This window comes from Bradyrhizobium sp. CCBAU 51765 (assembly GCF_015291725.1).
In the GTDB taxonomy this organism is placed as follows: domain Bacteria; phylum Pseudomonadota; class Alphaproteobacteria; order Rhizobiales; family Xanthobacteraceae; genus Bradyrhizobium; species Bradyrhizobium liaoningense.
On the sequence record NZ_CP030038.1, the window covers coordinates 7,936,424 to 7,958,140 of the forward strand.

The 21,717-nt window shown below is 65.7% G+C and carries 25 protein-coding genes and 1 tRNA gene; 8 read left to right on the forward strand and 18 right to left on the reverse strand.

Annotated elements, in window-relative coordinates:
* Window positions 1–273: 273 nt before the first annotated feature.
* Window positions 274–348: transfer RNA gene (locus XH96_RS36790), tRNA-Thr, on the forward strand.
* A 78-nt stretch (window positions 349–426) separates the two neighbouring features.
* Complete coding sequence (locus tag XH96_RS36795; protein ID WP_194390153.1) at window positions 427–777, forward strand: RidA family protein; 351 nt, start codon at window positions 427–429, stop codon at window positions 775–777.
* Window positions 778–1,850: 1,073 nt separating this feature from the next.
* Here the strand turns inward: XH96_RS36795 and XH96_RS36800 are convergent.
* The 3 genes from XH96_RS36800 to XH96_RS36810 all read right to left on the reverse strand — a co-directional run bounded on the left by XH96_RS36800 (window position 1,851) and on the right by XH96_RS36810 (window position 3,617).
* On the reverse strand, window positions 1,851–2,345 hold the full coding sequence (locus XH96_RS36800; RefSeq protein ID WP_194390154.1) for a Crp/Fnr family transcriptional regulator: 495 nt from the start codon (window positions 2,343–2,345) through the stop codon (window positions 1,851–1,853).
* Between the two features lie 125 nt (window positions 2,346–2,470).
* Window positions 2,471–3,100: a ferric reductase-like transmembrane domain-containing protein gene (locus XH96_RS36805; protein ID WP_194390155.1), complete on the reverse strand. Its 630-nt coding sequence runs from the start codon at window positions 3,098–3,100 to the stop codon at window positions 2,471–2,473.
* Between the two features lie 13 nt (window positions 3,101–3,113).
* A complete protein-coding gene (locus XH96_RS36810; protein WP_194390156.1) occupies window positions 3,114–3,617 on the reverse strand; it encodes a Twin-arginine translocation pathway signal in 504 nt (167 codons plus the stop codon).
* Window positions 3,618–3,835: 218 nt separating this feature from the next.
* Between XH96_RS36810 and XH96_RS36815 the strand changes: the two genes are divergently transcribed.
* On the forward strand, window positions 3,836–4,843 hold the full coding sequence (locus XH96_RS36815) for an LLM class flavin-dependent oxidoreductase (protein ID WP_194390157.1): 1,008 nt from the start codon (window positions 3,836–3,838) through the stop codon (window positions 4,841–4,843).
* A 166-nt stretch (window positions 4,844–5,009) separates the two neighbouring features.
* Here the strand turns inward: XH96_RS36815 and XH96_RS36820 are convergent, their stop codons facing one another.
* The 6 genes from XH96_RS36820 to XH96_RS36845 are packed head-to-tail and all read right to left on the reverse strand — an operon-like array spanning window position 5,010 to window position 9,627.
* Window positions 5,010–5,885 carry an amidohydrolase gene (locus XH96_RS36820; RefSeq protein WP_194390158.1) on the reverse strand — a complete coding sequence of 292 codons (876 nt, stop codon included), beginning with the start codon at window positions 5,883–5,885 and terminating at the stop codon, window positions 5,010–5,012.
* A gap of 13 nt (window positions 5,886–5,898) precedes the next feature.
* Complete coding sequence (locus XH96_RS36825; protein WP_131871708.1) at window positions 5,899–6,294, reverse strand: RidA family protein; 396 nt, start codon at window positions 6,292–6,294, stop codon at window positions 5,899–5,901.
* Between the two features lie 25 nt (window positions 6,295–6,319).
* Entirely contained in the window at window positions 6,320–7,123 is an 804-nt protein-coding gene (gene hpaH, locus XH96_RS36830) for a 2-oxo-hept-4-ene-1,7-dioate hydratase (protein ID WP_194390159.1), read from the reverse strand.
* Between the two features lie 3 nt (window positions 7,124–7,126).
* Entirely contained in the window at window positions 7,127–7,987 is an 861-nt protein-coding gene (locus XH96_RS36835) for a fumarylacetoacetate hydrolase family protein (protein ID WP_194390160.1), read from the reverse strand.
* Between the two features lie 53 nt (window positions 7,988–8,040).
* Window positions 8,041–8,658, reverse strand: a complete 618-nt coding sequence (locus XH96_RS36840) for a flavin reductase family protein (protein ID WP_194390161.1) — start codon at window positions 8,656–8,658, stop codon at window positions 8,041–8,043.
* Window positions 8,659–8,661: 3 nt separating this feature from the next.
* A complete protein-coding gene (locus XH96_RS36845; RefSeq protein ID WP_194390162.1) occupies window positions 8,662–9,627 on the reverse strand; it encodes a tripartite tricarboxylate transporter substrate binding protein in 966 nt (321 codons plus the stop codon).
* A 128-nt stretch (window positions 9,628–9,755) separates the two neighbouring features.
* On the opposite strand from XH96_RS36845, the gene XH96_RS36850 reads away from it, so the two are divergent.
* The 4 genes from XH96_RS36850 (at window position 9,756) to XH96_RS36865 (ending at window position 13,291) form a co-directional block, all read left to right on the forward strand.
* On the forward strand, window positions 9,756–10,556 hold the full coding sequence (locus XH96_RS36850; protein WP_194390163.1) for an IclR family transcriptional regulator: 801 nt from the start codon (window positions 9,756–9,758) through the stop codon (window positions 10,554–10,556).
* 81 nt (window positions 10,557–10,637) lie between these two features.
* A complete protein-coding gene (locus tag XH96_RS36855; RefSeq protein ID WP_194390164.1) occupies window positions 10,638–11,933 on the forward strand; it encodes an O-acetylhomoserine aminocarboxypropyltransferase in 1,296 nt (431 codons plus the stop codon).
* A gap of 4 nt (window positions 11,934–11,937) precedes the next feature.
* Window positions 11,938–12,720: an alpha/beta fold hydrolase gene (locus XH96_RS36860; protein ID WP_194390165.1), complete on the forward strand. Its 783-nt coding sequence runs from the start codon at window positions 11,938–11,940 to the stop codon at window positions 12,718–12,720.
* Window positions 12,721–12,787: 67 nt separating this feature from the next.
* A complete protein-coding gene (locus XH96_RS36865; protein ID WP_194390166.1) occupies window positions 12,788–13,291 on the forward strand; it encodes a DUF6496 domain-containing protein in 504 nt (167 codons plus the stop codon).
* Between the two features lie 14 nt (window positions 13,292–13,305).
* On the opposite strand, the gene XH96_RS36870 is transcribed toward XH96_RS36865, so the two are convergent.
* Complete coding sequence (locus tag XH96_RS36870; RefSeq protein WP_194390167.1) at window positions 13,306–14,259, reverse strand: aliphatic sulfonate ABC transporter substrate-binding protein; 954 nt, start codon at window positions 14,257–14,259, stop codon at window positions 13,306–13,308.
* A gap of 21 nt (window positions 14,260–14,280) precedes the next feature.
* Entirely contained in the window at window positions 14,281–14,502 is a 222-nt protein-coding gene (locus XH96_RS36875; protein WP_194390168.1) for a hypothetical protein, read from the reverse strand.
* A 388-nt stretch (window positions 14,503–14,890) separates the two neighbouring features.
* Between XH96_RS36875 and XH96_RS36880 the strand changes: the two genes are divergently transcribed.
* The gene (locus XH96_RS36880) at window positions 14,891–15,622 is read left to right on the forward strand and encodes an SDR family NAD(P)-dependent oxidoreductase (RefSeq protein WP_194390169.1); all 732 of its coding nucleotides are present in this window, start codon (window positions 14,891–14,893) and stop codon (window positions 15,620–15,622) included.
* A 189-nt stretch (window positions 15,623–15,811) separates the two neighbouring features.
* Here the strand turns inward: XH96_RS36880 and XH96_RS36885 are convergent, their stop codons facing one another.
* Genes XH96_RS36885 through XH96_RS36915 form a run of 7 tightly spaced genes read right to left on the reverse strand, consistent with a single transcriptional unit; the run spans window position 15,812 to window position 21,715 of the window.
* Window positions 15,812–16,423: a pyridoxamine 5'-phosphate oxidase family protein gene (locus XH96_RS36885; RefSeq protein WP_194390170.1), complete on the reverse strand. Its 612-nt coding sequence runs from the start codon at window positions 16,421–16,423 to the stop codon at window positions 15,812–15,814.
* Between the two features lie 27 nt (window positions 16,424–16,450).
* Window positions 16,451–17,047, reverse strand: coding sequence for a phosphonate metabolism protein/1,5-bisphosphokinase (PRPP-forming) PhnN (gene phnN / locus XH96_RS36890; RefSeq protein WP_194390171.1), 597 nt, complete (start codon window positions 17,045–17,047; stop codon window positions 16,451–16,453).
* The gene (locus XH96_RS36895; protein WP_194390172.1) at window positions 17,044–18,201 is read right to left on the reverse strand and encodes an alpha-D-ribose 1-methylphosphonate 5-triphosphate diphosphatase; all 1,158 of its coding nucleotides are present in this window, start codon (window positions 18,199–18,201) and stop codon (window positions 17,044–17,046) included. The genes phnN and XH96_RS36895 overlap by 4 nt, the downstream gene beginning before the upstream one ends.
* A gap of 11 nt (window positions 18,202–18,212) precedes the next feature.
* Window positions 18,213–18,911 (reverse strand): phosphonate C-P lyase system protein PhnL, encoded by a 699-nt coding sequence (gene phnL, locus XH96_RS36900; RefSeq protein ID WP_194390173.1) that lies wholly within the window; start codon window positions 18,909–18,911, stop codon window positions 18,213–18,215.
* An 8-nt stretch (window positions 18,912–18,919) separates the two neighbouring features.
* The gene (phnK, locus tag XH96_RS36905) at window positions 18,920–19,732 is read right to left on the reverse strand and encodes a phosphonate C-P lyase system protein PhnK (RefSeq protein WP_194390174.1); all 813 of its coding nucleotides are present in this window, start codon (window positions 19,730–19,732) and stop codon (window positions 18,920–18,922) included.
* A complete protein-coding gene (locus tag XH96_RS36910) occupies window positions 19,725–20,615 on the reverse strand; it encodes an alpha-D-ribose 1-methylphosphonate 5-phosphate C-P-lyase PhnJ (protein WP_194390175.1) in 891 nt (296 codons plus the stop codon). The genes phnK and XH96_RS36910 overlap by 8 nt, the downstream gene beginning before the upstream one ends.
* Window positions 20,612–21,715, reverse strand: a complete 1,104-nt coding sequence (locus XH96_RS36915; protein WP_194390176.1) for a carbon-phosphorus lyase complex subunit PhnI — start codon at window positions 21,713–21,715, stop codon at window positions 20,612–20,614. The genes XH96_RS36910 and XH96_RS36915 overlap by 4 nt, the downstream gene beginning before the upstream one ends.
* Window positions 21,716–21,717: the final 2 nt, after the last annotated feature.

Genomic DNA, 21,717 nt, shown 5'->3' on the forward strand with positions numbered 1-21,717 from the left:
GTGGCAGCTCAAGAGGCCGACGCGATCCGATCGTGCGAAACGCGAAATGGAGCAAGTCCAGCATCCCGGGCAACTGGCCAGTTGGCCGGGATATCGGGCCCCGAATCGGCGGAAAGTCTGTGATTTCCCATCAAATGGGGCATTTTGGCCCCGATATCGGCTCGATTTTCTCATTCTGGCGGGGCTTGCATGCTTGCACAGGAGGGGGGCTTGTGGCAGATATCGGCCCGCTTGGTAGGCCCCTTCGGGCGCCCGATTCTTTCACCAGCACATGCTGCCGTAGCTCAGTGGTAGAGCACTCCATTGGTAATGGAGAGGTCGACAGTTCAATCCTGTCTGGCAGCACCAGCTTCCCCCATTGAAGCACGCCTTATTGAAACAAAGCCCTGCGCCTGGCCAGCGAGCCCGCAACTCCCGGATGCCATCGTGATCAAACGTTCCCTGCCCTATGAAGGACTGCTCCACGAGATCGTCGAGCATAACGGCGTACTCTATCTCGGCGGTATCGTTCCCGAGGATCCGGGGCTCGACATGGCGGGCCAGGCCGACGATGTGCTGCGCCAGTTGAAGACCCTGCTTGATGGGGCCGGATCCGATCTCTCCTGCGTTCTGCAGGTGACCATCTTCATGGCTGATCTCACCGACAAGGCAGCGTTCAACCAGGTGTGGAAGCGCACTTTCACCGCGGACCATCTGCCGGCGCGTGCCGCGATCGGCGTCGCGGATCTCGGCCCGGGCGTCAAGCTGGAGCTGACGGCGATCGCCGCACGCCGCTGATCCTCGAGCGGCACCGGCGAGGCGAGAAAGCTCGGTCATTCCTGCGCTCACACATGAAGCAGCATTCTCGCGGCGCGAAGCGTCCGAGTTTTGCTGGTTTCCTTGACCCCTCTCCATGTGAAGAGAGCGCAGGGAAGGCCGGGTGCCGGCTGGCACCCATGATCCGCCGCGCGAAGAATTTGCACACGCAAATGCGCAAGCGGGACAACAGGTGGGCCGGAAAACACCCGGCCTTCCCTGCGCGATGGTTTGACGGCTTATGCGCGCTCTCCCCGGAGCCGAGTTCCTTCTGGCCTCCGTCACCTCGCGAATTGGCGATGTCCCGAGCCCCGGTTGAGCCCCGACCCATCTCCGCAAGGCTTGACCGTAGCAACGACGGTCGGGACCACGCGGTTTCGCCGTACGCAGCGGCCCGGCTCCGCCCAAGGGCTTCGCCGGACCTGAGCGCCGTTCGTCCGCACGCAGTCGGGCCCTCACGAGGTTCATCTCGCCCTGGTCCCACCTCGCATGCCCGGCGCTGTCGCGTCCACCGCACCCCGGCCCACGTTCGTGACGACGTACGATCGCCCCTCTCCTTGGGCCGGGATGGCGGGAATATGCCGCAATTCCGAATTTCGGTAAAGCGGAATATTTTTGTGGAAGGGGGTTGACGGGGGTCTGCGAGAGAAAGGGTGTTTTGCCGACGGGTCAAAATCGTTGGGATCGATATCCGCTTGCGGTGGCGCTCTCCGCAAAGATGCAGTCACGCTGTCCTTTTGACCCCTAAATTCATGGTGATAATATCGTAACCTGCGGTCCGTCCGGGAGGACACCATGGAATGGTTTGACCGGCTGTTTGGAAGGACATCGTCACCTCCGACCCGGTTCTTTGCGAGATTCAGGCGGACGTCGAGGGCACCGACTGATCCCGACCTTCTGAAAATCGCCAAAGACCGGAAAGGGCATGTTTCGCGAAGAGCCGTGCGAGATGAATATGAGCGGCTGGTCTTGGAGAAGTACGCGCACGACAAGTCGTGATTTCCAGGACCTATCGAGCCTTGCTCAGTGCGAAACATGATGGTTTCGCAAGGGTTTTACACGTCCTGCGCATGATCAATTGAGGCACCCACCTGCAGTGTCGCGAACCGCTCGTCCGCCCGTCGCAGCCGTCGGCACAGCTCGCGATTGATGTTCTGCAGAACGATCACATAGGCGTGGATATCGGCCTTGTAGCAAGCGTAGAGCTTCTGGGCCGTCAACTCGTACAGCACCGTCGGTGCCTCCGCGACCACCGTGGCGGAGCGGTTCTGCATTTCGATCAGCGTCATTTCACCGAAGAAATCGCCAGGCTCCAGGCCGGAAAGCGGGATGACACTGCCCGAACCGGCCCGTTTGCTCACCGCCAGCCGACCGGATTTGACGATGAACATCGAGCGTCCCGGCTCGCCCTCAGCGACGACGGTCGCGTTGGCATCGAAGCGGCGCTCGACCAGCATTGAAATCAGGAGGTCGAGGCTCGGCTCCGGGAGACCGCCGAAGAACGGTGTGGCAAGCAGGAAGGCTTTCAGATCGGGATCGCTGGCGGCCATTGCGCAAGGATATGCGCCCTCGCCATCTGCGGCAAGCAGAGCACACCGGCGCTGACGTCGCCCAATGAGTGACGCTCAATGTGTTCGATCAAGCAGGTCTGCGACGCGCGGTCAATTCGGCGCGTTTAGTGCCGCGGAACACTCTCGCCGCGCAGCGTCCGTCGTCTCCAGAGGTCGATCATGACCTTTACGGTCGCCGCTAGGACGAGCGCGCACAGCGCCGCCTTCGAGATCGTCTCCATCGTCCCCTCGATCAGCAGGCAGTGCACCACGCTGCCTGCGACGATGACGATCGCGAGGGGGATATGGACGATGCGCCAGGTTCGCAGCCGCAGTCCCAACCGCCGGCGCAGCAGCGCCAGAACCGCAATGATGAAGATGGCCCACATCGCGGTCACGCCGAAGGGAGAGAACGGCGTCGGCGATGTGTAGGTCAGGGCATCGATCATGTCGGGCGGGCTGGTGAACCAGAGGCCGGCGACGTGGATCACCACCGCCACCGCCAGCGCACCGCCGATCCAGTGATGGGCGCGTCGTCCGCGATAGGCCGGCAGGCCAGGCAGATATCCGCCGATCAGCAGCGGCTGCACCAGCACGAGGCCGAGCGCGATGATCCCGGCAAAGCCGGCGAGAATGTATACCGGGCCGCGCCATGCGAGCTGCTCGCTTGCCGCAGCAGCGGCGATCGGCACGCCAATGGCAAGGACAAGCGCGACCCAGATCAAGACCGCCCGGGCCGATTTCCATTCCCTCATTTGCAGAGTCAGCTCAGGCCGGCTGCAGCACGAAGTGCGCCTCGAGGCTGGTTTCCTTGGCGCTCCGCATCACCGGCCGCAGGAACACGGTTTTGAATTCGCCGCTGTCATAGGCGAGGTGGCCATGCGGCTGGCCGAAGATCGGAATGATCTGCGGCATCTCGAGCCGGAACTTGCCGTCCTTGTCGGTGAGCGTGGCGCCATGACTCTGCGGCTCGTGCTCCTGCCCTTCGACCGTGTGGGCCCAGATCTGGATGCGCTGCCCGGCGAGCGGCGCGCCGTCGCCGGCGCGGCGGACGGTGCCGCTCATCCAGAAGCCGCCCTTGCCGATCCGCTCTACGATCGCCGCGCCCTTGCGGTAATTGTTCGCCCCGCCCGACATCGACTGGGTCGGTGCGAGGCCGTCCGCGCGCGCCGGCACCAGGAGGCCGGGGAAGGCTGATACCAAGACCCCGGTTGCGAGGACGGTGCCGCCGGCGGCGAGAAGGCTGCGGCGGTCGAGTGCGACGTTGGTCATGTCAGGTCCTCCCGGCAACGGGGCTCTTGCTCGCACAAGCTACAACAACAGGCGCAGAACGCCCAGTTGAGAGGGAGGGGACCATCGGTCGCAATAACAGTGTTGTGAACGGCCATGCGGGCAGCTCGAACTGTTGGGCGGCCATGTCTTCCCAACACTACATGTGACCCTTGCACACGCGCATCATCGCGCAGATCCTCCACTTCAGGTGCCCCCGCATGATCTCCTTCTCCGTGCTCGACCTCGCTCCCATCCGCCAGGGCGGCGATGCGGCGCAGGCTTTCCGCAACTCGCTCGACCTTGCCCGGCATGCCGAGGCGTGGGGCTACAAACGGTTCTGGCTGGCCGAGCATCACAACATGACGGGGATCGCGAGCGCGGCGACGTCGGTCGTGATCGGGCATGTCGCGGGCGGGACCAAGACGATCCGCGTCGGCTCCGGCGGGATCATGCTGCCGAACCATTCGCCGCTCGTCATCGCCGAGCAGTTCGGCACGCTGGAATCGCTCTATCCCGGGCGGATCGATCTCGGGCTCGGCCGGGCGCCTGGCACCGACCAGTTCACGGCGCGGGCGCTGCGGCGCGACCTCGCCACCACCTCCGAGAACTTTCCGCATGACGTGCTGGAGCTGCAGGCGCTGCTCGGCGACGTGCAGCCGAACCAGGCGATCCGCGCCGTGCCCGGCATGGGGACCAAGGTGCCGCTCTGGATCCTGGGATCGAGCACGTTCGGTGCGCAGCTTGCCGCGATGCTCGGGCTGCCCTTTGCGTTCGCCTCGCATTTCGCGCCGCAGATGATGATGCCGGCGCTGCGCGAATATCGCGCGCGGTTCGAGCCCTCTTCGCAGCTCGACAAGCCCTATGCGATGATCGGCGTCAACGTGTTCGCCGCCGACACCGACGACGAGGCGCAGCGGATGTTCTCGTCGCTGCAGCAGCAGTTCATCAATCTGCGCCGCGGCACGCCGGGCCCGCTGCCGCCGCCGGTCGACGACATGGACGCGCTGTGGTCGCCGGCCGAGAAGGCCGGCGTCGGTCAGTCGCTGTCGTGCTCTGCAGTGGGCTCGCCCGACGTGGTCGAAGCGAAGCTGAAGGCGCTGATCGCCGAAACCGGCGCGGACGAATTGATGACGACGGGGCAGATCTACGACCACGCCGCGCGGCTGCGCTCGTTCGAGATCGCGGCCGAGGTACGGGACCGGCTGGCGGTGCAGCCGGTGAGGTGAGGCGGCTCGGCACTGAAGGTGCGCTCCCTCCCCCGCGTGCGGGGGACGGCTGGGGAGAGGGTGTCTCCACAATGGGACAATCCCCTAGAGGAAAGAGCCCTCACCCCCGCCCTCTCCCGCAAGCGGGAGAGGGAGCGCAGCGCGTTCGTGGCGAGCCTTGAGCCTTCTAGTCCGGAAAGCCGAACAGCTTGGCCGGATTGTGCACCAGGATCTTCTCAAGCTCCGCCTGGTCCGGAGCGTAGCGATACATCAGCTCGAGCAGGTCGGCATCGTTGGGCGGCTGCTTCACCGAGACCGGATGTGGCCAGTCGCTGGCCCAGACGCAGCGATCGGGAGCGGCCTCGATATAGGCGCGCGCGATCGGGATCACGTCGTCGTAGGGAGCCCCGGTCTTCGAGGTCTTCTCGCCGAGCGACAGCATCACCCAGAAATTGCCCTTGCCGAGCAGCTCCAGCATCTTGCGCAGATTCGGATCGGCCTTGCCGGCTCCGGGATCGGGGCGCGCCATGTGGTCGATCAGGACAGGCACGTCGAGAGTCTCGTACTTGGCGACGCTCGACATGATGCCGTCCTTCTCCGGCTGGATCTTGACGTACCAGCCGAGCTCGCGGATGCGCGCGATCGCGCGGGCGAAATCGGCATCGGAGAGCACGGCACCGAGCTCCTGGCGGAAGCTGAAGCGCGCGCCGCGCACGCCGGCATCGTGCAGCTTGGCGAGGTAGGCGTCGCTCGCCTCGGCGAACACCAGCGCATTGGCGCAGCCGCGATAGTTCGGGCCCATGGCGGCGAGGCCGTCGAGCACGACGGCATGGTCGGCACCGTAGGTCGTGGTCTGCACGATGATGCCGCGCTCGATGCCGAGCGCCTTGTGCATGCGCAACGCCGCCTCCCAGGTCGCGGTCGGCATCCGATAGGCGGCGCCGGGACGCTCCGGATATTTGTCGATGGGCCCCAGCACGTGAAACTGGCTGTCGACGGTCTTCGGCGGCGGCGCCTTGCTCGGGCGGCGCGGGTTCGGATCGAACGGCAGATAGGTCGGCATGCGCAAAACTCCTTTAGTCGATCACGGCGGTGAAGTCGCACTGCACCAGCGCGCCGCCGTCCATGTTGTCCATCGGCAGCGCGTGGCGCGCCGGGCGCGAATGCTCGTCCGGGAACATCTTGAGCCACTCGACATTGACCGGGCCGCGATTGCCGCGGTCCTTCAGCCACACCGTCATCTTGATGATGTCGTCGGTGGTGCCGCCGGCAGCCTCCACTGTCGCCTTCATATGCGCGAACATGTTGGCGCATTGGGCGTCGAGACTCTCTGGCATTGCATTGGTCGCGGGATCGCGGCCGAGGATGACGCCCGACATCACGAGATTGCCGATGCGGCAGGCGTTCGGGATCGGATTGACGTGCTTGAAGCCGCCGATGTGGATGCTCTTGCGCCGCGTTTGACCGGTCATGGTGCGCTCCCTGTTTGTTGTTGCTTCAGACGAACTGGCACGACACCGAGCCGAAGGCGCCGTAGTCGGCGTGGAAGGTGTCGCCGCGGCGGATGTCGACCGGGCGCGTGAAGGAACCCGCCAGCACGACCTCGCCGGCGTTGAGGTGCTCGTCATGCGGCGCGAGGCGGTTGGCGAGCCAGGCGATGCCGTTGGCGGGATGATTGAGCACGCCGGCGGCAAGGCCGGTCTCCTCGACCTCGCCGTTACGGAACAGCAGCGCGCCAATCCAGCGCAGATCGGCATCCATCGGGCGGATCGGCCGGCCGCCGAGCACCAGCGCGGCATTGGCCGCGTTGTCCGAGATCGTGTCCATGACTTTGCGCGCCTTGCCCGTCTCCGGATCGACGCGGTGCATGCGCGTCTCCAGGATTTCCAGTGCGGGCGTGACGTAGTCGGTGGCGTTGAGCACGTCGAAGATGGTGCAATCGGGCCCGCGCAGCGGCGCCTTCAGCACGAAGGCAAGCTCGACCTCGATGCGCGGCGCATGAAAACGGTCGAACGGAATCGGCGTCGCATCGGCATAGAACATGTCGGCGAACAGCACGCCGTAGTCGGGCTCGGAGATACCGACCGCGTTCTGCATCGCCTTCGATGTCAGGCCGATCTTGTGCCCTTTGATGACGCGGCCGCGGCCGAGCTGGAGCCTGGTCCAGGCGCGCTGCACCGCGTAGGCGTCCTCGATGCTGAAGTCGGGGTACTCCTTCGTGAACATCGGGATCAGCGATTTCGTGCGCTCGGCTTCGTCGAGGCGCGCGGCAAGACGTTCGATCGTCGCAGCATCCAGCATGATCTATTGCTCCGCGGCCACGGTGTTGCGCAGCACGCCGATGCGGCTCGACTCGACCTCGACGACATCGCCGACCTTCAGCCAGCGCGGCGGGTCGAACCGCGCGCCCGCCCCGGTCGGCGTGCCCGTCACGATCATGTCGCCGGGCTTCAAGGTCGCGAAGGTGGAGAGATAAGAGATCAGGAAATCGAACGGGAACATCAGCCGCTCGGTCGTATCCTGCTGCCGCACCTCGCCGTTGACGCGCGTGACGATGTCGAGAGGCCCTCGCGGGTCGAGCTCGTCAGACGTCACGATCCACGGGCCGATGCTGCCGGAGCGGTCGAAATTCTTGCCTTGCGTGACGTTGAACTTGCCGTGGCGCAGCCAGTCGCGGATGGTGCCCTCGTTGCAGAGCGTCATGCCGAAGATGTGCGACCACGCCTGCTCGCGCGGGATGTGACGGCCGCCCTGCCCGATCACGATGACGAGTTCGCCTTCATAATCGAGCTGGTCCGAGACCTTGGGCTTCTCGATCGCTTGGCCGGAGCCGGTCATCGAGGACATGCTGCGCACGAACAGGCTGGGATATTTGGGCAGGTCCGAACTGTCTTTATATTCGGCGTTGCGCTCGGCGTAGTTGACGCCGATGCACCAGAGCTTTTCCGGCGCCAGCACCGGCGGCAGCAGGACGAGTTTTTCCAGCGGGTAGTCGGGCTTCTGTCCGGCCGCCGCTTCCTGCGCATCGGACAGCGCATTCGCTGCGATCAGCGCCTTCACATCCGAGAAATCGCGGCCGATCCGTTTCGTCAGATCGATCACGCCACCTTCGACGGCCGCTCCGTAGCGCGGCTCACCATCCAGGAGATAGCTCAGGAGTCGCATTGTATTTCCTCCAATGATCTTGAGGCAGCTGGGCCCGAGACAGACCCGCGCACTCAGTCTTTCGATTTGGGAGTCTGGAACACGGTCTTCAGCGTCACGATCTCGCCGAGGCGGGCGTAACGCGGGCCGCCGATCCGCGCGATCGGGTCGAGCGCGCTGGTTTCGACCTTGCCGTCATTCACGAGGCCGTCGCGCAGATGAAACATCACGACCTCGCCGACGATGAGCCGGCTCTTGGCGTCGCCGAATTCGAGGCACTGCCGGAAACGGCACTCCATCGCGACGGGTGCAGCGGCGAGCCGGCGCACCTTGACGAGATCGCAGGGCAGCGTTTCGAGCCCGAGATGCTCGACCTCGCTGATTTCGGGCGGATGCTCGACAGAGCTGTCGTGCACCGCATTCATCAGCGGCGTATCGGCGATGTGGATCACGTACTCCTCGGTGTCGAGGATGTTGTGCGCGGTGTCCTTGTAATCGGCGCCCTTGCGGCCGACGCTGATGGCCAGCATCGGCGGCTTCTGCGAGACGAAGGTGAAGGCGCTGAACGGCGCGAGGTTGAGCACGCCCTTGGCTGACAGGCTCGTGACCCACGCGATCGGGCGCGGCACCACGATGCCGGTCATCAGCCGGTAGATGCGCTCGGCGCCGAGCTCGGCGGGATCGATCCGCATCGATCAATCCGCCCTGATGTTGGCCTTGCGCACCACCGGAATCCACTTGGCGTCCTCGCGTTCGAGATAGGCCCTGAATTCGGCCGGCGTCATCGGCATGGCCTCGCCGCCGAGCTTCTCGAACTTCTCGGCAATGGCGGGGTCTTTCAGGATCGCGACCAGCGTCTCGTGCAGCTTGTCCACGATCGGCGCCGGCGTGCCTGCGGGCGCGAACAGGCCGGTGAAGGTCTGGCCGTCGAAATCCTTGTAGCCGAGTTCGGCGAAGGTCGGCACGTCCGGCAGCGACTTCAGCCGGTGCGGGCTGGTGACCGCAAGCGCGCGGAACAGGCCGGCCTTGATGTGCTGGAGGCTGACCGTGAGCTGGTCGAACGCGAACTGCACCTGGCCGCCGAGCAGATCGTTGATCGCCGGCGCATTGCCGCGATAGTGCGCGGTGACCCATTGCAGGCCGAGGTTCTCCTGCATCAGCTCGCTGAGCAGATGGTTGGTGGTGCCCGGGCCGGGCGAAGCCATGGTCAACTTGCCGGGCTCGCGCTTGGCGAGATCGATGAACTCCTTGAAATTCGTCGCCTGCACCGATGGATGCACCTCGAGCACCAGCGGCGTCATCGAGATCGTCGAGATCGGGAGGAAGTCCTTCTTCCAGTTGTAGGCGTCGCGCTTGTTGATCTCGGTCGCGAACAGCACCGGGCCGTTGGCGCCGACGAACAGCGTGTAGCCGTCGGGCGCGGATTTCGCGAAGGCTTCGCCCGCGATCATGCCGCCGGCGCCGGCCTTGTTCTCGATGATGAAGGGCTGGCCGAGCTTTTCCTGGAGCTTGTCGGCGACGATGCGCGCGGCGCTGTCGACATTGCCGCCGGCGGGATAGGGCACGATCAGCTTGACGTTGCGCGCCGGCCATTCCTGGCCCGATGCGGGGCCGGCCAGCATTGCGGTGACGGCAGCTATGGCAATCCAGATTAATCTCATGTTAACCTCCCGGCGACGCTACGAACTCAGTTCGAATGCCCGACGTCTCGCATGGCATTCCGATTGGGCCGCAATCTCCAGATGCGCGCTTGCCCTGTCGAGGGAATTGTGGCGTTCTTGTCCATAATATGGACAAGAGGCGTTCAACGAAATCCGCCGGTGGCGCCGAGGAGCCGCGACAGGGCGCGCAGGCGATCCGGCGGGCGCTCGCGGTGCTGCGCATCCTTGCCGCAGGCCGCGAAGACGGTGTGCCATTGGCCGAGGTGGTCCGCGCCACCGGCCTCACCCGTCCGACCGTGCATCGCATCGTCCACGTGCTGATCGAGGAAGGCATCGTCGAGCGGCATGGCAAGAGCGGCCGCTACGCGATCGGCAACCAGGTGCCGGAGCTGGCGCTCGCACGGCCGCGGCCGTCGCGGCTGCTGGTCGCCGCAAATCCGTCGCTGCAGCGCGCGTCCGCCGAGATCGGCGACACGCTGTTCCTGACGGTGCGCACCGGCAACGACACGCTCTGCGTCGATCGCAGGATCGGCGTCTATCCGATTCAGGTCCTGTCGATCGAGATCGGCGCACGCCGGCCGCTCGGCGTCTCCAGCGCGGGCGTCGCGATCCTTGCCGCGATGCCGGCGCAGGACGCGCGAAAGATCGTTGCAGCCAACGAGAAGCGGTTCGAGGCCTACCAGACCGACGTGGGCACCGTGACGAGCCAGGTCACTGCAGCGCGGCGGCGGGGTTACAACATGAGAGAGATCGGCCTCGTGCAGGGCACCAAATCGATCTCGACCTGGATCAAGACCCCGGACGGACAGCCGACCGCCGCGATCACGGTCTCCGCCGTTCGAACCAGGCTCGGCCCCCGCCGCGAGCAGGAGGTCGCGGAGATTCTGTTGCGGGAGGCGCGCGCCATCGAGCAGGCGATCCGGGGTTAGGCGGCGTTGTCAATGGGCTGACGTGGTCCCTCGTTTTGTGGCACAAGAGCCGCCATCGCCGACCGACCAACGAGGCCACGCATGCCCGCGCCAAAACCGCCTGCTTTCGAGACCCTGAGCCTGCATGCGGGCCAGCATCCGGATCCCGTGACCGGCGCCCGGGCGGTGCCGATCTACCAGACCACGTCCTACGTGTTCCAGGATTCCGATCACGCCGCGGCGCTGTTCAACCTGGAGCGCGCCGGCCACATCTATACCCGCATCTCCAATCCGACCACGGGCGTGCTCGAGGAGCGGCTCGCGGCTCTCGAAGGCGGCGTCGGCGCCATCTGCACTGCCAGCGGCATGGCGGCGTTGCACCTCGCCATCGCCACGCTGCTCAATGCCGGCGACCACATCGTGGCGTCGAGTTCGCTCTACGGCGGCACCATCAACCTCTTGGCGCACACGCTGCCGCGCTTCGGCATCACCACCACTTTCGTCAAGCCGCGCGATCTCGACGCATTCCGCGCGGCGATCAAGCCGAACACCAAGCTCGTGATCGGTGAGACCATCGGCAATCCCGGGCTGGAGGTGCTGGATATTCCGAAGGTCGCAGCGATCGCGCATGAGGCCAAGATCCCGCTCTTGATCGACAACACCTTTGCCACCCCCTATCTCAGCCGCCCGATCGAACTGGGCGCCGACATCGTGATGCATTCGGCGACCAAATGGATCGGCGGCCACGGCATCGCGATCGGCGGCGCCATCGTCGACGGCGGCCGCTTCGACTGGCGCGGCTCCGGCAAGTTCGGCGTGCTGACCGAGCCCTATGGCGGCTATCACGGCATCGTCTTCGACGAGCAGTTCGGCACGGCGGCCTTCATCATGCGCGCGCGCACCGAGGGCCTGCGCGATTTCGGCGCCTGCCTGTCGCCGACCAACGCGTTCCAGCTGCTGCAGGGCGTGGAGACGCTTCCCGTGCGCATGGACCGCCACATGCAGAACACGCATCTCGTGCTGGAGGCGCTGAAATCCAACAAGGCCGTCGACTGGGTCCTGCACCCCTCGCTGGAAACCCATCCGGACTATCAGCTCGCCAAGCAGCTCTTGCCCCGCGGCGCCGGTTCGATCGTGTCCTTCGGCATCAAGGGCGGCCGGCCCGCGGGCCGCAAGTTCATCGAAAGCTTGCGCATGATCAGCCATCTCGCCAATGTCGGCGACGCCAAGACGCTGGTGATTCACCCGGCCTCGACCACGCATCAGCAGATGGACGCCGAGCAGCTCAAGGCTGCCGGCGTCGGCGAGGAGCTGGTGCGGCTGTCGGTCGGCATCGAGACGGCAAGCGACATCATCGACGATCTCGCCCAAGCGCTGCGCATCTCGCAAAAGGTCTGACGCCATGAAGCTCTCCGTCAACGGCACTGAAGTGTTCGCGGCAACCGGCGGCCGCGACTTCGACAAGTCGCTGCCCTCGGTCGTCTTCATCCACGGCGCCGGCTTCGACCATTCCACCTGGGCGCTGCACACGCGCTGGTTCGCCCATCATGGTTTTTCCGTTCTCGCGCCCGACCTGCCCGGCCACGGCCGCTCCGCCGGGCCTTCACTCGGCAGCATCGCGGAGATGGCCGATTGGACAGCGGCGCTGCTGGATGCGGCAGGCGCCACCAAGGCGCATCTGATCGGCCATTCCATGGGCTCGTTGATCTCGCTGGAGACGGCGGCGCGCCATCCCGACAAGGTCTCCGCGCTCAGCCTGATCGGCACCGCGGCGACCATGACCGTCGGCCCGGATCTGCTCAAGGCGGCCGAAGCCAATTCGCAGGATGCCAACGACATGGTCTCGATCTGGGGCCTCGGCTTCAACGCGGAACTCGGCGGCAGCCTCGCGCCGGGCCTGTGGATGCATGGCGGCGCCCAGGCCGTGCTTCAGGCTTGTGCGCCGGGCGTATTGTTTAAGGATTTGTCGGCCTGCAATGCCTACACGAATGCGCTTGCGGCCGCCGCAAGCGTGAAGGTGCCGACGACGCTCATTCTCGGCGAGCGGGACATGATGACGCCGGCGAAGGCGGGCAAGGCGCTTGCGGCCGCGATCCCGCATGCGAAGACCGTCGTGGTGCCCGGCGCCGGTCACATGATCATGGCCGAACGTCCGGACGAGCTGCTGGCGGCGCTGAGGAACTGACTGGATCGATCTTCTGCCTTCCGCGTTGCGGTGAGACATCCTTCTCAATCAAGAAGGGAACTCGACCATGCCAAGACAGGAAGTCATTCGTAAAGCCAGGCAGGACAAGCGCGCCGGCAAATCGCCGAGCACGCAGGCCGGCGAATTCGTCAAGGACGAGATCGACAGGATCAGGAAGGGCAAGCACGGGGCGCGCTCGACGAAGCAGGCCATCGCCATCGGCCTTTCCGAGGCACGCCGCGCCGGTGTCGACCTGCCGCCGCCACGCAAGGGGCGCACCAGGAAGGCGACGCGCCGCAGCGCCAAATATGCCTATGAGGTCGGCCAGGGTAAACGCACGCCCAAGCGCCGCCCGCGCGTCTCGCGTGCGGTCGAGAACGTCCTGAAGAAGGAGCCGCGCTCGACCGCATCACGCAGTGCGCTGTCGAAGCAGGGCAAGCGGGCCGCAAGCCGGCGAACCGCGGCGTCACGTTCTGCCGCTGCGCGCAAGGCGAGCCGCACCAAGGGCGCCAAGGTCCGCTCCGCCGCCGCAAAGAAGGCGGCGCGCACCAGGGCGCGCCGCAGGAGTTGATCAGTCGCGCTGCTTCAGGAGCCCGGCGTCCATTTCCAGACGATGTCGGAGACGTTGACCGGCTTCGGAATCAGGCCGAGCCTTGCAAAGCGGTCGGCAACCGTCTGCTGCGTCTTGATCACCTCGGCGTCGAGCGGCACCACGCTGTAGGTCGAGCGATTGACGAAGCGGCGGACAGCCTCGATGTCCACGCCCGTTGCCTCGGACTGCGCCTTCGCGACCTCCTCGTGATGCGTCTCTGCCCACACGCCTTCAGCGGCGAAGCTGGTGTTGAGCTTGGCGACCAGCGACGGATACTTTTCGACGAAATCCGTGTTGGCGATGTAGAACGCATTCGGCCTGTGCACGTCCTTGTCGAAAGCGATGACGCGCGCCTTTTCCTTCAATTCGGCGAGCGCCAGATAGGGATCCCAGATCGACCAGGCGTCGACCGAGCCCTTGATGAAGGCGGCCGTCGCATCGGCAGGCGCGAGCGGCGCCGGCGTGATGTCGGACCAGGATAGGCCGGCCTTCTCGAGCGCAGCGACCAATAGATTATGCGCGCTCGATCCCTTGCCGAAGGCGACGCGCTTGCCCTTGAGATCGGCGAGCGTCTTGATGGCCGAATCCTTCGGCACGATGATCGCCTGGGTGTTGCCTTCCGATTTCACCGCAGCGACGTAGCGGATCTTGGCGCCGCCGGCCTGCGCGAAGATCGGCGGGGAGTCGCCGACATAGCCGAAATCGACGCTGCCGACATTGATGGCCTCCAGCAGCGGCGGACCGAACTGGAAGTCGATCCACTTGATCTCGATGCCGAGCGGCTTGAAGGCGTTCTCGAGCGTCTGACGCTGGCGCACCGCGGGGAAGAAGCCGCCCTTCTGCGTGCCGATGCGGATCTCGGCCGGCTTGTCCTCGGCGTGGGCGGGGGCGGCGACGGCGGTGGCGATGAGCAGCGCTGCGGTCAGGATATGTCGTCGTGCAATCATGTTGCAGTCCTTTCGGTGGGATCAGCTGGCGAGGAGCGGGGAACTCGCGCGACGGCTCCGCTGCGAGAGCACGGCGCGTGCGGCGCGTTCGGCGTCGCCGGCCGAACGGAACTGGCGGCCTTCGAGACGGTCGAACAGGCGCTCGGAGGAAAAGAAACGGAAACCGCGCTCGTCTCGCGTGATGATGCCGGCGGCACGGTCGTGGATTTCGATGATGTAGGCATTCGACGGGGTCTGGGACATGACTGCTCGTTCGCCGAAGTCTCGGCGTTCCTGTCTTGGGATTTCGCTGTGAGGTGTTGCTAAGAGGCGGTCAGCAACAACAGGCGCCCGTTGCCGCGGAGAAACAGCGCCGCGTCATGCACGCATGCATGTCGCCTTGGTTACGCTGATGATCCATTCTCATATCGCGACATCAAGCTCGAGGAGCAGTTTCGATGCTCCGAATATCGAGGGATTGGCACGATTGGTCAATGAAATGGCTAACCATATTTACGTCCGGCGCGCCGGGGCGATTCTCTCGGCGCAAGCACTGGCAGACGGATTCATCTCGCGATGAGTTCAACACAGGCGCACGGGCGGCGTGATACGCTTCGGGAGCCAAAACGGAGGCAATTCGGGAGGTCTAGAGATGGCTGATGATCTGAAGGGGCGCACCGCGCTCGTGACCGGCGGGTCGCGCGGGATCGGCGCCGCGGTCTGTCGCGCGCTGGCCGAAGCAGGTGCTGCCGTGGCGATCAATTGCCGCGAGCGGATCGATCAGGCCGAGCTGCTGGCGGGCGAGATCGTCAAGCAAGGCGGCCGCGCCGTCGTCGTCGCCGCCGACGTCTCGCAGCACGAGGCCGTGGCCGCAATGGTCGAGCGCGTCACGGCCGGGCTCGGGCCGATCGACATCCTCGTCAACAATGCCGGCATCGCCATCACGCGCGGCATCGACGATCTCACCGAAGACGATTTCGACCGCACCATCCTGGTCAACCTGAAATCCGCCTTCCTGTGCACGCAGGCCGTGCTGCCGTCGATGCGCGCCAGGAAGTGGGGCCGCATCGTCAACATTTCCTCGGGCGCTGCGCGCGGCGCCGGCTCGATCGGCCCGCACTACAATGCGTCCAAGGCCGGCATGGAAGGCCTCACGCGAGGCTATGCCGCACGGCTGGTGAAGGAGGGTATCACCGTCAACGCAGTGGCGCCGTCGCTGATCGAGACCGACATGATGAGCGGCCAGCCCCAGCTCGTCAGCCGCATCCCGCTCGGGCGCTTCGGCACGGCGGAGGAGGTGGCGAAAGCGGTGATGCTGCTGGTCGACAACGCCTACATGACCGGGCAGACCGTGGCGCTCAGCGGCGGGATGGCGTTTAATTGAAGCATTGCCGTCCGCAGCGGACTCCCTCTTCCTTCTCCCCTTGTGGGAGAAGGTGGCGCGAAGCGCCGGATGAGGGGTTCGTTCCGCAGGTTCGGATGCGAGAGACTAGCGCGCGGAGAGAACCCCTCACCCGTCTCGCCGCTATGCGGCGAGCCACCCTCCCCCACAAGGGGAGAGGGGAAGACAGAGCTACCACATCGTCGCGGCCGCGCGTTCGGGCCAGATGCGGTCGTACTCCGCGCCGCCGACCTTGTTCTCGCTCATCTCGGCGAGGATCTGGCCGGGCGTCGGCAGCGTTCTTGGATCGACGCGCTTGTCGGGATTCCAGAGGTCGGAACGCACGATGGCGCGGGCACACTGGAAGTAGATTTCATCGACGTTCATCACCATGACGCTGCGCGGCGCCTTGCCTTCAACCTTGAACGAGGCCAGCAGCTCCGGATCGATCGAGAGATGCGCGCGACCATTGGCGCGGACGGCGTTGCCGGAGCCGGGAATCAGGAACATCAGCGACACCCTGGGATCGCGCACGATGTTGCGCAGGGAATCGACCCGGTTGTTGCCGCGGCGGTCCGGCAGCATCAGCGTCTTGGGATCATGGATGCGGACGAAGCCGGGGAGATCGCCGCGTGGCGAGCAATCGATGCCTTCGGGCCCGATGGTGGCGAGCGCGGCAAACGGCGCCTTCTCGATGAAGATGCGGTAGAGCGGCGTGACGTGGTCGGCGACTTTCACGGTCGAGGCATCATTGGTGGCGCCGTAGATGGCTTCCAACTGTTCGACCGTTCCGACCACCGTCATTCCATTCTCTCCTCGTTGCATCGGCAGCTACTCCTGCCAGCCTTCATTCCTGATCACGCGCGCGAGCTGGCGGCCGTGATAGTCCGCGCTGCCGGCGTTGAGGATGGTGACGTCGGCCCGCACCGACGCGTCGTCAACACTGCGCGACAGCCGCTCGGCGATGTTTCCGTCGCTGTGCCGCGCCCGCGCGGCAAGCCGCTGCGCCAGTACGTCCGGCGGCGCCGTGATCGCGACGACCACGACGTTTACATAGGCTCGGCGCAGCGCGGCAACCACCGTGCGCGAGACGTTGGCAACGACGGCTCGGCCGGCCCGGATGTCGTCGTTGATCTCGAGCGGCAGGGCATAGGCGTGCCCATGCGCCTCCCAATGCACGGCAAAATCGCCGTGCTCTCGCACGCGGCGAAATTCCTCCTGGCTCACCGCAATGTTGTCCTCGTCGGCCGAGGACTCTCGCGTCACGACCCGGCGCGGGAAGATGATGTCGGGATCGTCGGCGCAGGCCGCCTGCGCCAGACGCAGCAAGGTGTCCTTGCCTGCGCCGCTGGGACCGACCACGAGCACAAGTCGCCCGGGGCCGATCGACTCCGCCTCGTCCTGTGCCGTGGTCACGGTCTCGCTCATGCGACGCGGTTCCCTTCGCGCCAGACGCTGCGGACAACGGGAATGCTGCCGGCAACGTGCACGCGGATCAGGTCGGCGCGCTTGCCGGTCGCGATCTCGCCGCGGTCAGTGAGGCCGACCGCCTCGGCGGGCGCTTTCGTCACGGTGCGAACTGCCGCCGGGAGGCTGATGGCCGGCACATGCTCCGGCAGTTGCAGCGCGCCCATCAGGAGGCTCGAGGGGATGTAGTCCGACGACAGGATATCGAGCAGGCCTTCGCGGGCGAGATCGACCGCAGCGATGTTGCCGGAGTGCGAGCCGCCGCGCACGACGTTGGGCGCGCCCATGAGAATGTCGATGCCGGCCTGGTGCAGGCCGCGCGCGGCCTCCAGCGTGGTCGGGAATTCCGCCACCGAGACGCGATCGCGCACGGCGTCCGCGACGTTCTCCTCGGTGGTGTCGTCGTGGCTCGCCAGCGGAATCCTGTACTGATGCGCCAGCGCCACGATCTCGCGCATGTTGTTCGCCGCATATTGCTTCTGATACTCGAAGCGCTTTGCAAACAGCTCATCGAGCTCGGCATCGGTCTTGCCGCCGCCCTTGCCGCGATAGTAGTCGCGCAGCTTGACCTCGTCGCGGAACTGACGCTGGCCGGGCGTGTGATCCATCAGCGACATCAGCTTGACGTCAGGGCGGTCGATCAGCTCCCTGGCCTCCTCGACCACGCTCGGCATCGGGATCTCACAGCGCAGGTGCAGGAAGTGGTCGGCGCGCAGCAGGCTGGCATCGCGCGCGGTCGTGATCGCGGCGGCGAGCACGCCGGCGCGACCGTCGACTTCCTCGGCGCCGTCCTCGCGCCAGACCCGGAGCGAATCGAAAACCGTGGTGATGCCCGAGGTCGCGAGCTGGCCGTCATAGGAAATGACGGCCGCGACCGGATTCCAGAACACCTTCGGCCGCGGCACATAGTGCGCTTCGAGATGGTCGGTGTGGAGCTCAATCAGGCCGGGCATGATCAGGTCGCCCCCGGCGTCCTCGGCACCCGCAGGCGCCCTGCCCTCGCCGATCTCGGCGATGCGTCCGTCGGCAAGAGCGAGCCAGCCCTGTTCGATCACCCGTTCGGCCAGCACGATCCTGGCGTTGGCAATGACGGCGTCCTTCGGCTTGGGGTTCATTTCCTCTTCCTTCAGGCCGCGGCAGCGAAGCTGGCGACGTCGACGATGCGGTCCGCAATCAGATGACGGATTTCGTCGTCATGGACAATAGCGACCATGGCAACGCCCTGACGCTTCTTTTCAGCGACCAGTTCGACCACGACGGCGCGATTGGCGGCATCGAGCGAGGCGGTGGGCTCGTCCAGCAGCAGAATCGGCAGGTCCGAGATGAAGCCGCGCGCAATGTTGACGCGCTGCTGCTCGCCGCCGGAGAATGTCGCGGGCGGCAGTTGCCAGAGCCGCTCGGGGATGTTGAGACGATGCAGCAGCTCGCCGGCGCGCGCCTGTGCGTCGGCACGGGCCATGCCGTTGACGATCAGCGGCTCGGCGACGACGTCGATGGTGGCAACGCGCGGCACAGCCCGCAAAAACTGGCTGACATAGCCGATCGTGGAGCGGCGGATGTTGAGGATCTGCCGCGGCTCGGCGGCGGCGAGATCGACCAGCGCGCCGCGATGGCGGATGCCGATGCGGCCGCTATCGCAACGGTAGTTGCCGAAGATCATCTTCAGGATCGACGATTTGCCGGCGCCCGAGGGTCCCGACAGCACGACACACTCGCCGGGATAGACGTGGAACGTCACGCCGCGCACGACCGGCAGCTCGATGCCGCCTTGCAGGTGCATCGTGAAGGTCTTCCGGGCATCGGCAACGTCGATCATGGCGGTCATCGAAAAGCTCATGGCGGGAGAATCGAGGAGACGAGGAGTTGCGTGTAGGGTTCGCGGGGGTCGTCGAGCACCTGGTCGGTGAGACCGGTCTCGATGACACGGCCGCCCTTCATCACCATCACGCGGTGTGACAGGAGGCGCGCGACCGCGAGATCGTGGGTGACGATGATGACGGCGAGATGCAGCTCGGCGACGAGACTGCGCACGAGATCGAGCAGGCGCGCCTGCACCGACACGTCGAGGCCGCCGGTCGGCTCGTCCATGAACACCAGCCGCGGCTCGGTGACGAGGTTGCGGGCGATCTGAAGACGCTGCCGCATGCCGCCGGAATAGGTGCGCGGGGCATCGTCGATGCGCGCGACGTCGATCTCGACGCGGGTGAGCCAGTCCGACGCGGTCTCGCGGATGCGGCCGTAGTGGTTCCAGCCCACGGCCATCAGCCGCTCGCCGACATTGGCACCGGCCGAGACCGCCATGCGCAGGCCCTGCGCGGGGTCCTGGTGCACGAAACCCCAATCGGTGCGGAACAGGAAACGTCGCTCGGCTTCACCGAGCGTCGTGAGATCGCGCGTGACGCCGTCACGCATCCGGTAGGACACATGGCCGCCGCTCGGCGCGAGCTGGCCCGACAGCATCTGCAGCAGCGTCGACTTGCCCGAGCCCGACTCGCCGACGATCGCCAGCACCTCGCCGGGATAGAGCGCGAAGGAGACGTCGCGGCAGGCGGCGATGCGGCCGAACGACTTGCTGAGAGATTGCGCCACCAGCAACGGCTGGTCGTTTTCGAGCGTATCGAGATTGGCCGAGCCTTGATCAACCATGTGAGCCCGCCTTTTCCCTGTACGGCGCAGCGCTGAGACTGCCGTGATGGCCGGCGGCCTGACGGCCCTCACAGTAATCGGTGTCCGAGCAGACGAACATCCGTCCGCCCTGGTCGTCGGTGACGATCTCGTCGAGATAGGAGTCTTCCGCGCCACAGAGCGCGCAGGGCGCATTGAAGCGGTAAGGCTCGAACGGATGATCCTCGAAATCGAGCGACACCACCTCCGTATAGGGCGGGATCGCGTAGATGCGCTTCTCGCGGCCGGCGCCGAACAATTGCAGCGCAGGACAATTGTCCATCTTGGGATTGTCGAACTTCGGCGTCGGGGACGGATCCATCACGTAGCGCGCGTTCACCTTGACCGGATAGGCGTAGGCGGTCGCGATATGGCCGAAGCGGGCGATGTCCTCGTAGAGCTTGACGTGCATCAGGCCGTACTCGGCGAGCGCGTGCATACGCCGCGTCTCGGTCTCGCGCGGCTCGAGGAAACGCAACGGCTCGGGGATCGGCACCTGATAGACCAGCAGCTGGTTTTCATTCAGCGCCGTCTCCGGGATGCGGTGACGGGTCTGGATCACCGTCGCCTCCCCCGTCGCGGTCGTCGTCGCAACGCCCGCGGTCTTGGCGAAGAACTTTCGGATCGAGATCGCGTTGGTGGTGTCGTCGGAGCCCTGGTCGATCACCTTGAGCACGTCCCGGGGACCGAGGATCGCGGCGGTGACCTGCACGCCACCGGTGCCCCAGCCATAGGGCATCGGCATCTCGCGGCTGGCGAACGGCACCTGGTAGCCCGGAATGGCGATCGCTTTCAGGATCGCGCGACGGATCATCCGCTTGGTCTGCTCGTCGAGATAGGCGAAGTTGTAGGCGGGCGCGTTCATTCCGCGGCTTCCTTCATGGCATTAGGCGCATTGGCATCCGCGAACTCCTGCCGCAGCTTGCGCAACAGGCCGAGCTCGGACTGGAAGTCGACGTAGTGCGGCAGCTTCAGGTGCTCGACGAAACCGGTCGCCTGGACGTTGTCCGAATGCGACATCACGAATTCTTCGTCTTGCGCAGGGGCGAGCGCCTCTTCACCGAGCTCGCGGGCCCGCAATGCGCGATCGACCAGCGCCATCGACATGGTCTTGCGCTCGCTCTGGCCGAAGGCGAGGCCGTAGCCGCGGGTGAAGCACGGCGCTTCGGTCGCAGAACCCTTGAACTGGTTGACCATCTGGCACTCGGTCAGCTCGATCGAACCGAGCGGCACGGCGAAGCCGGCGTCTTCCGCGATGAACTCGACCTCGACCTCGCCGAAGCGAATCTCGCCGGCGAAGGGATGGTTGCGGCCATAGCCGCGCTGGGTGGAATAACCCATCGCCAGCAGGAAGCCTTCGTCGCCACGCGCCAGATTTTGCAGGCGCAGGTCGCGGTCCGCCGGGAAGTTCAGCGGCTCGCGGGTGAGATCGCCGACCGGCGCGCCGTCCTCGGCCCGGGGCGAGGGTTCGATCAACCCGTCGCGGCCGAGAATGTCGGTCACGCGCGGCGTTGGCGCGGTGGGCGCTTCAGCCGTCGCCGGCGCGTCGGGAACGAAGCCTTCCGCGAGCGAGGGGTCGAGCAGGCGATGTGTATAGTCGAAGGTCGGCCCGAGGATCTGCCCGCCGGGAATGTCCTTGAAGGTGGAGGACACCCGCCGTTGCACCCGCATGGCGCCGGTGTCGACCGGCTCGCTGGCGCCGAAGCGCGGCAGCGTGGCGCGGAAGGCGCGGACCAGGAAGATCGCCTCGATCAGATCGCCGCGCGCCTGCTTGATCGCAAGGGCCGCGAGCTCGCGATCGTAGAGCGAGCCTTCGCTCATGACGCGGTCGACGGCGAGGCCGAGCTGCTCCGAGATCTGGTCGAGCGTGACCTCCGGAACGCCCTGGTCGCCGCGCCGCTTATGCGCGAGCAGGCGATGGGCGTTCTCGATGGCGCGTTCGCCGCCCTTGACTGCGACATACATGC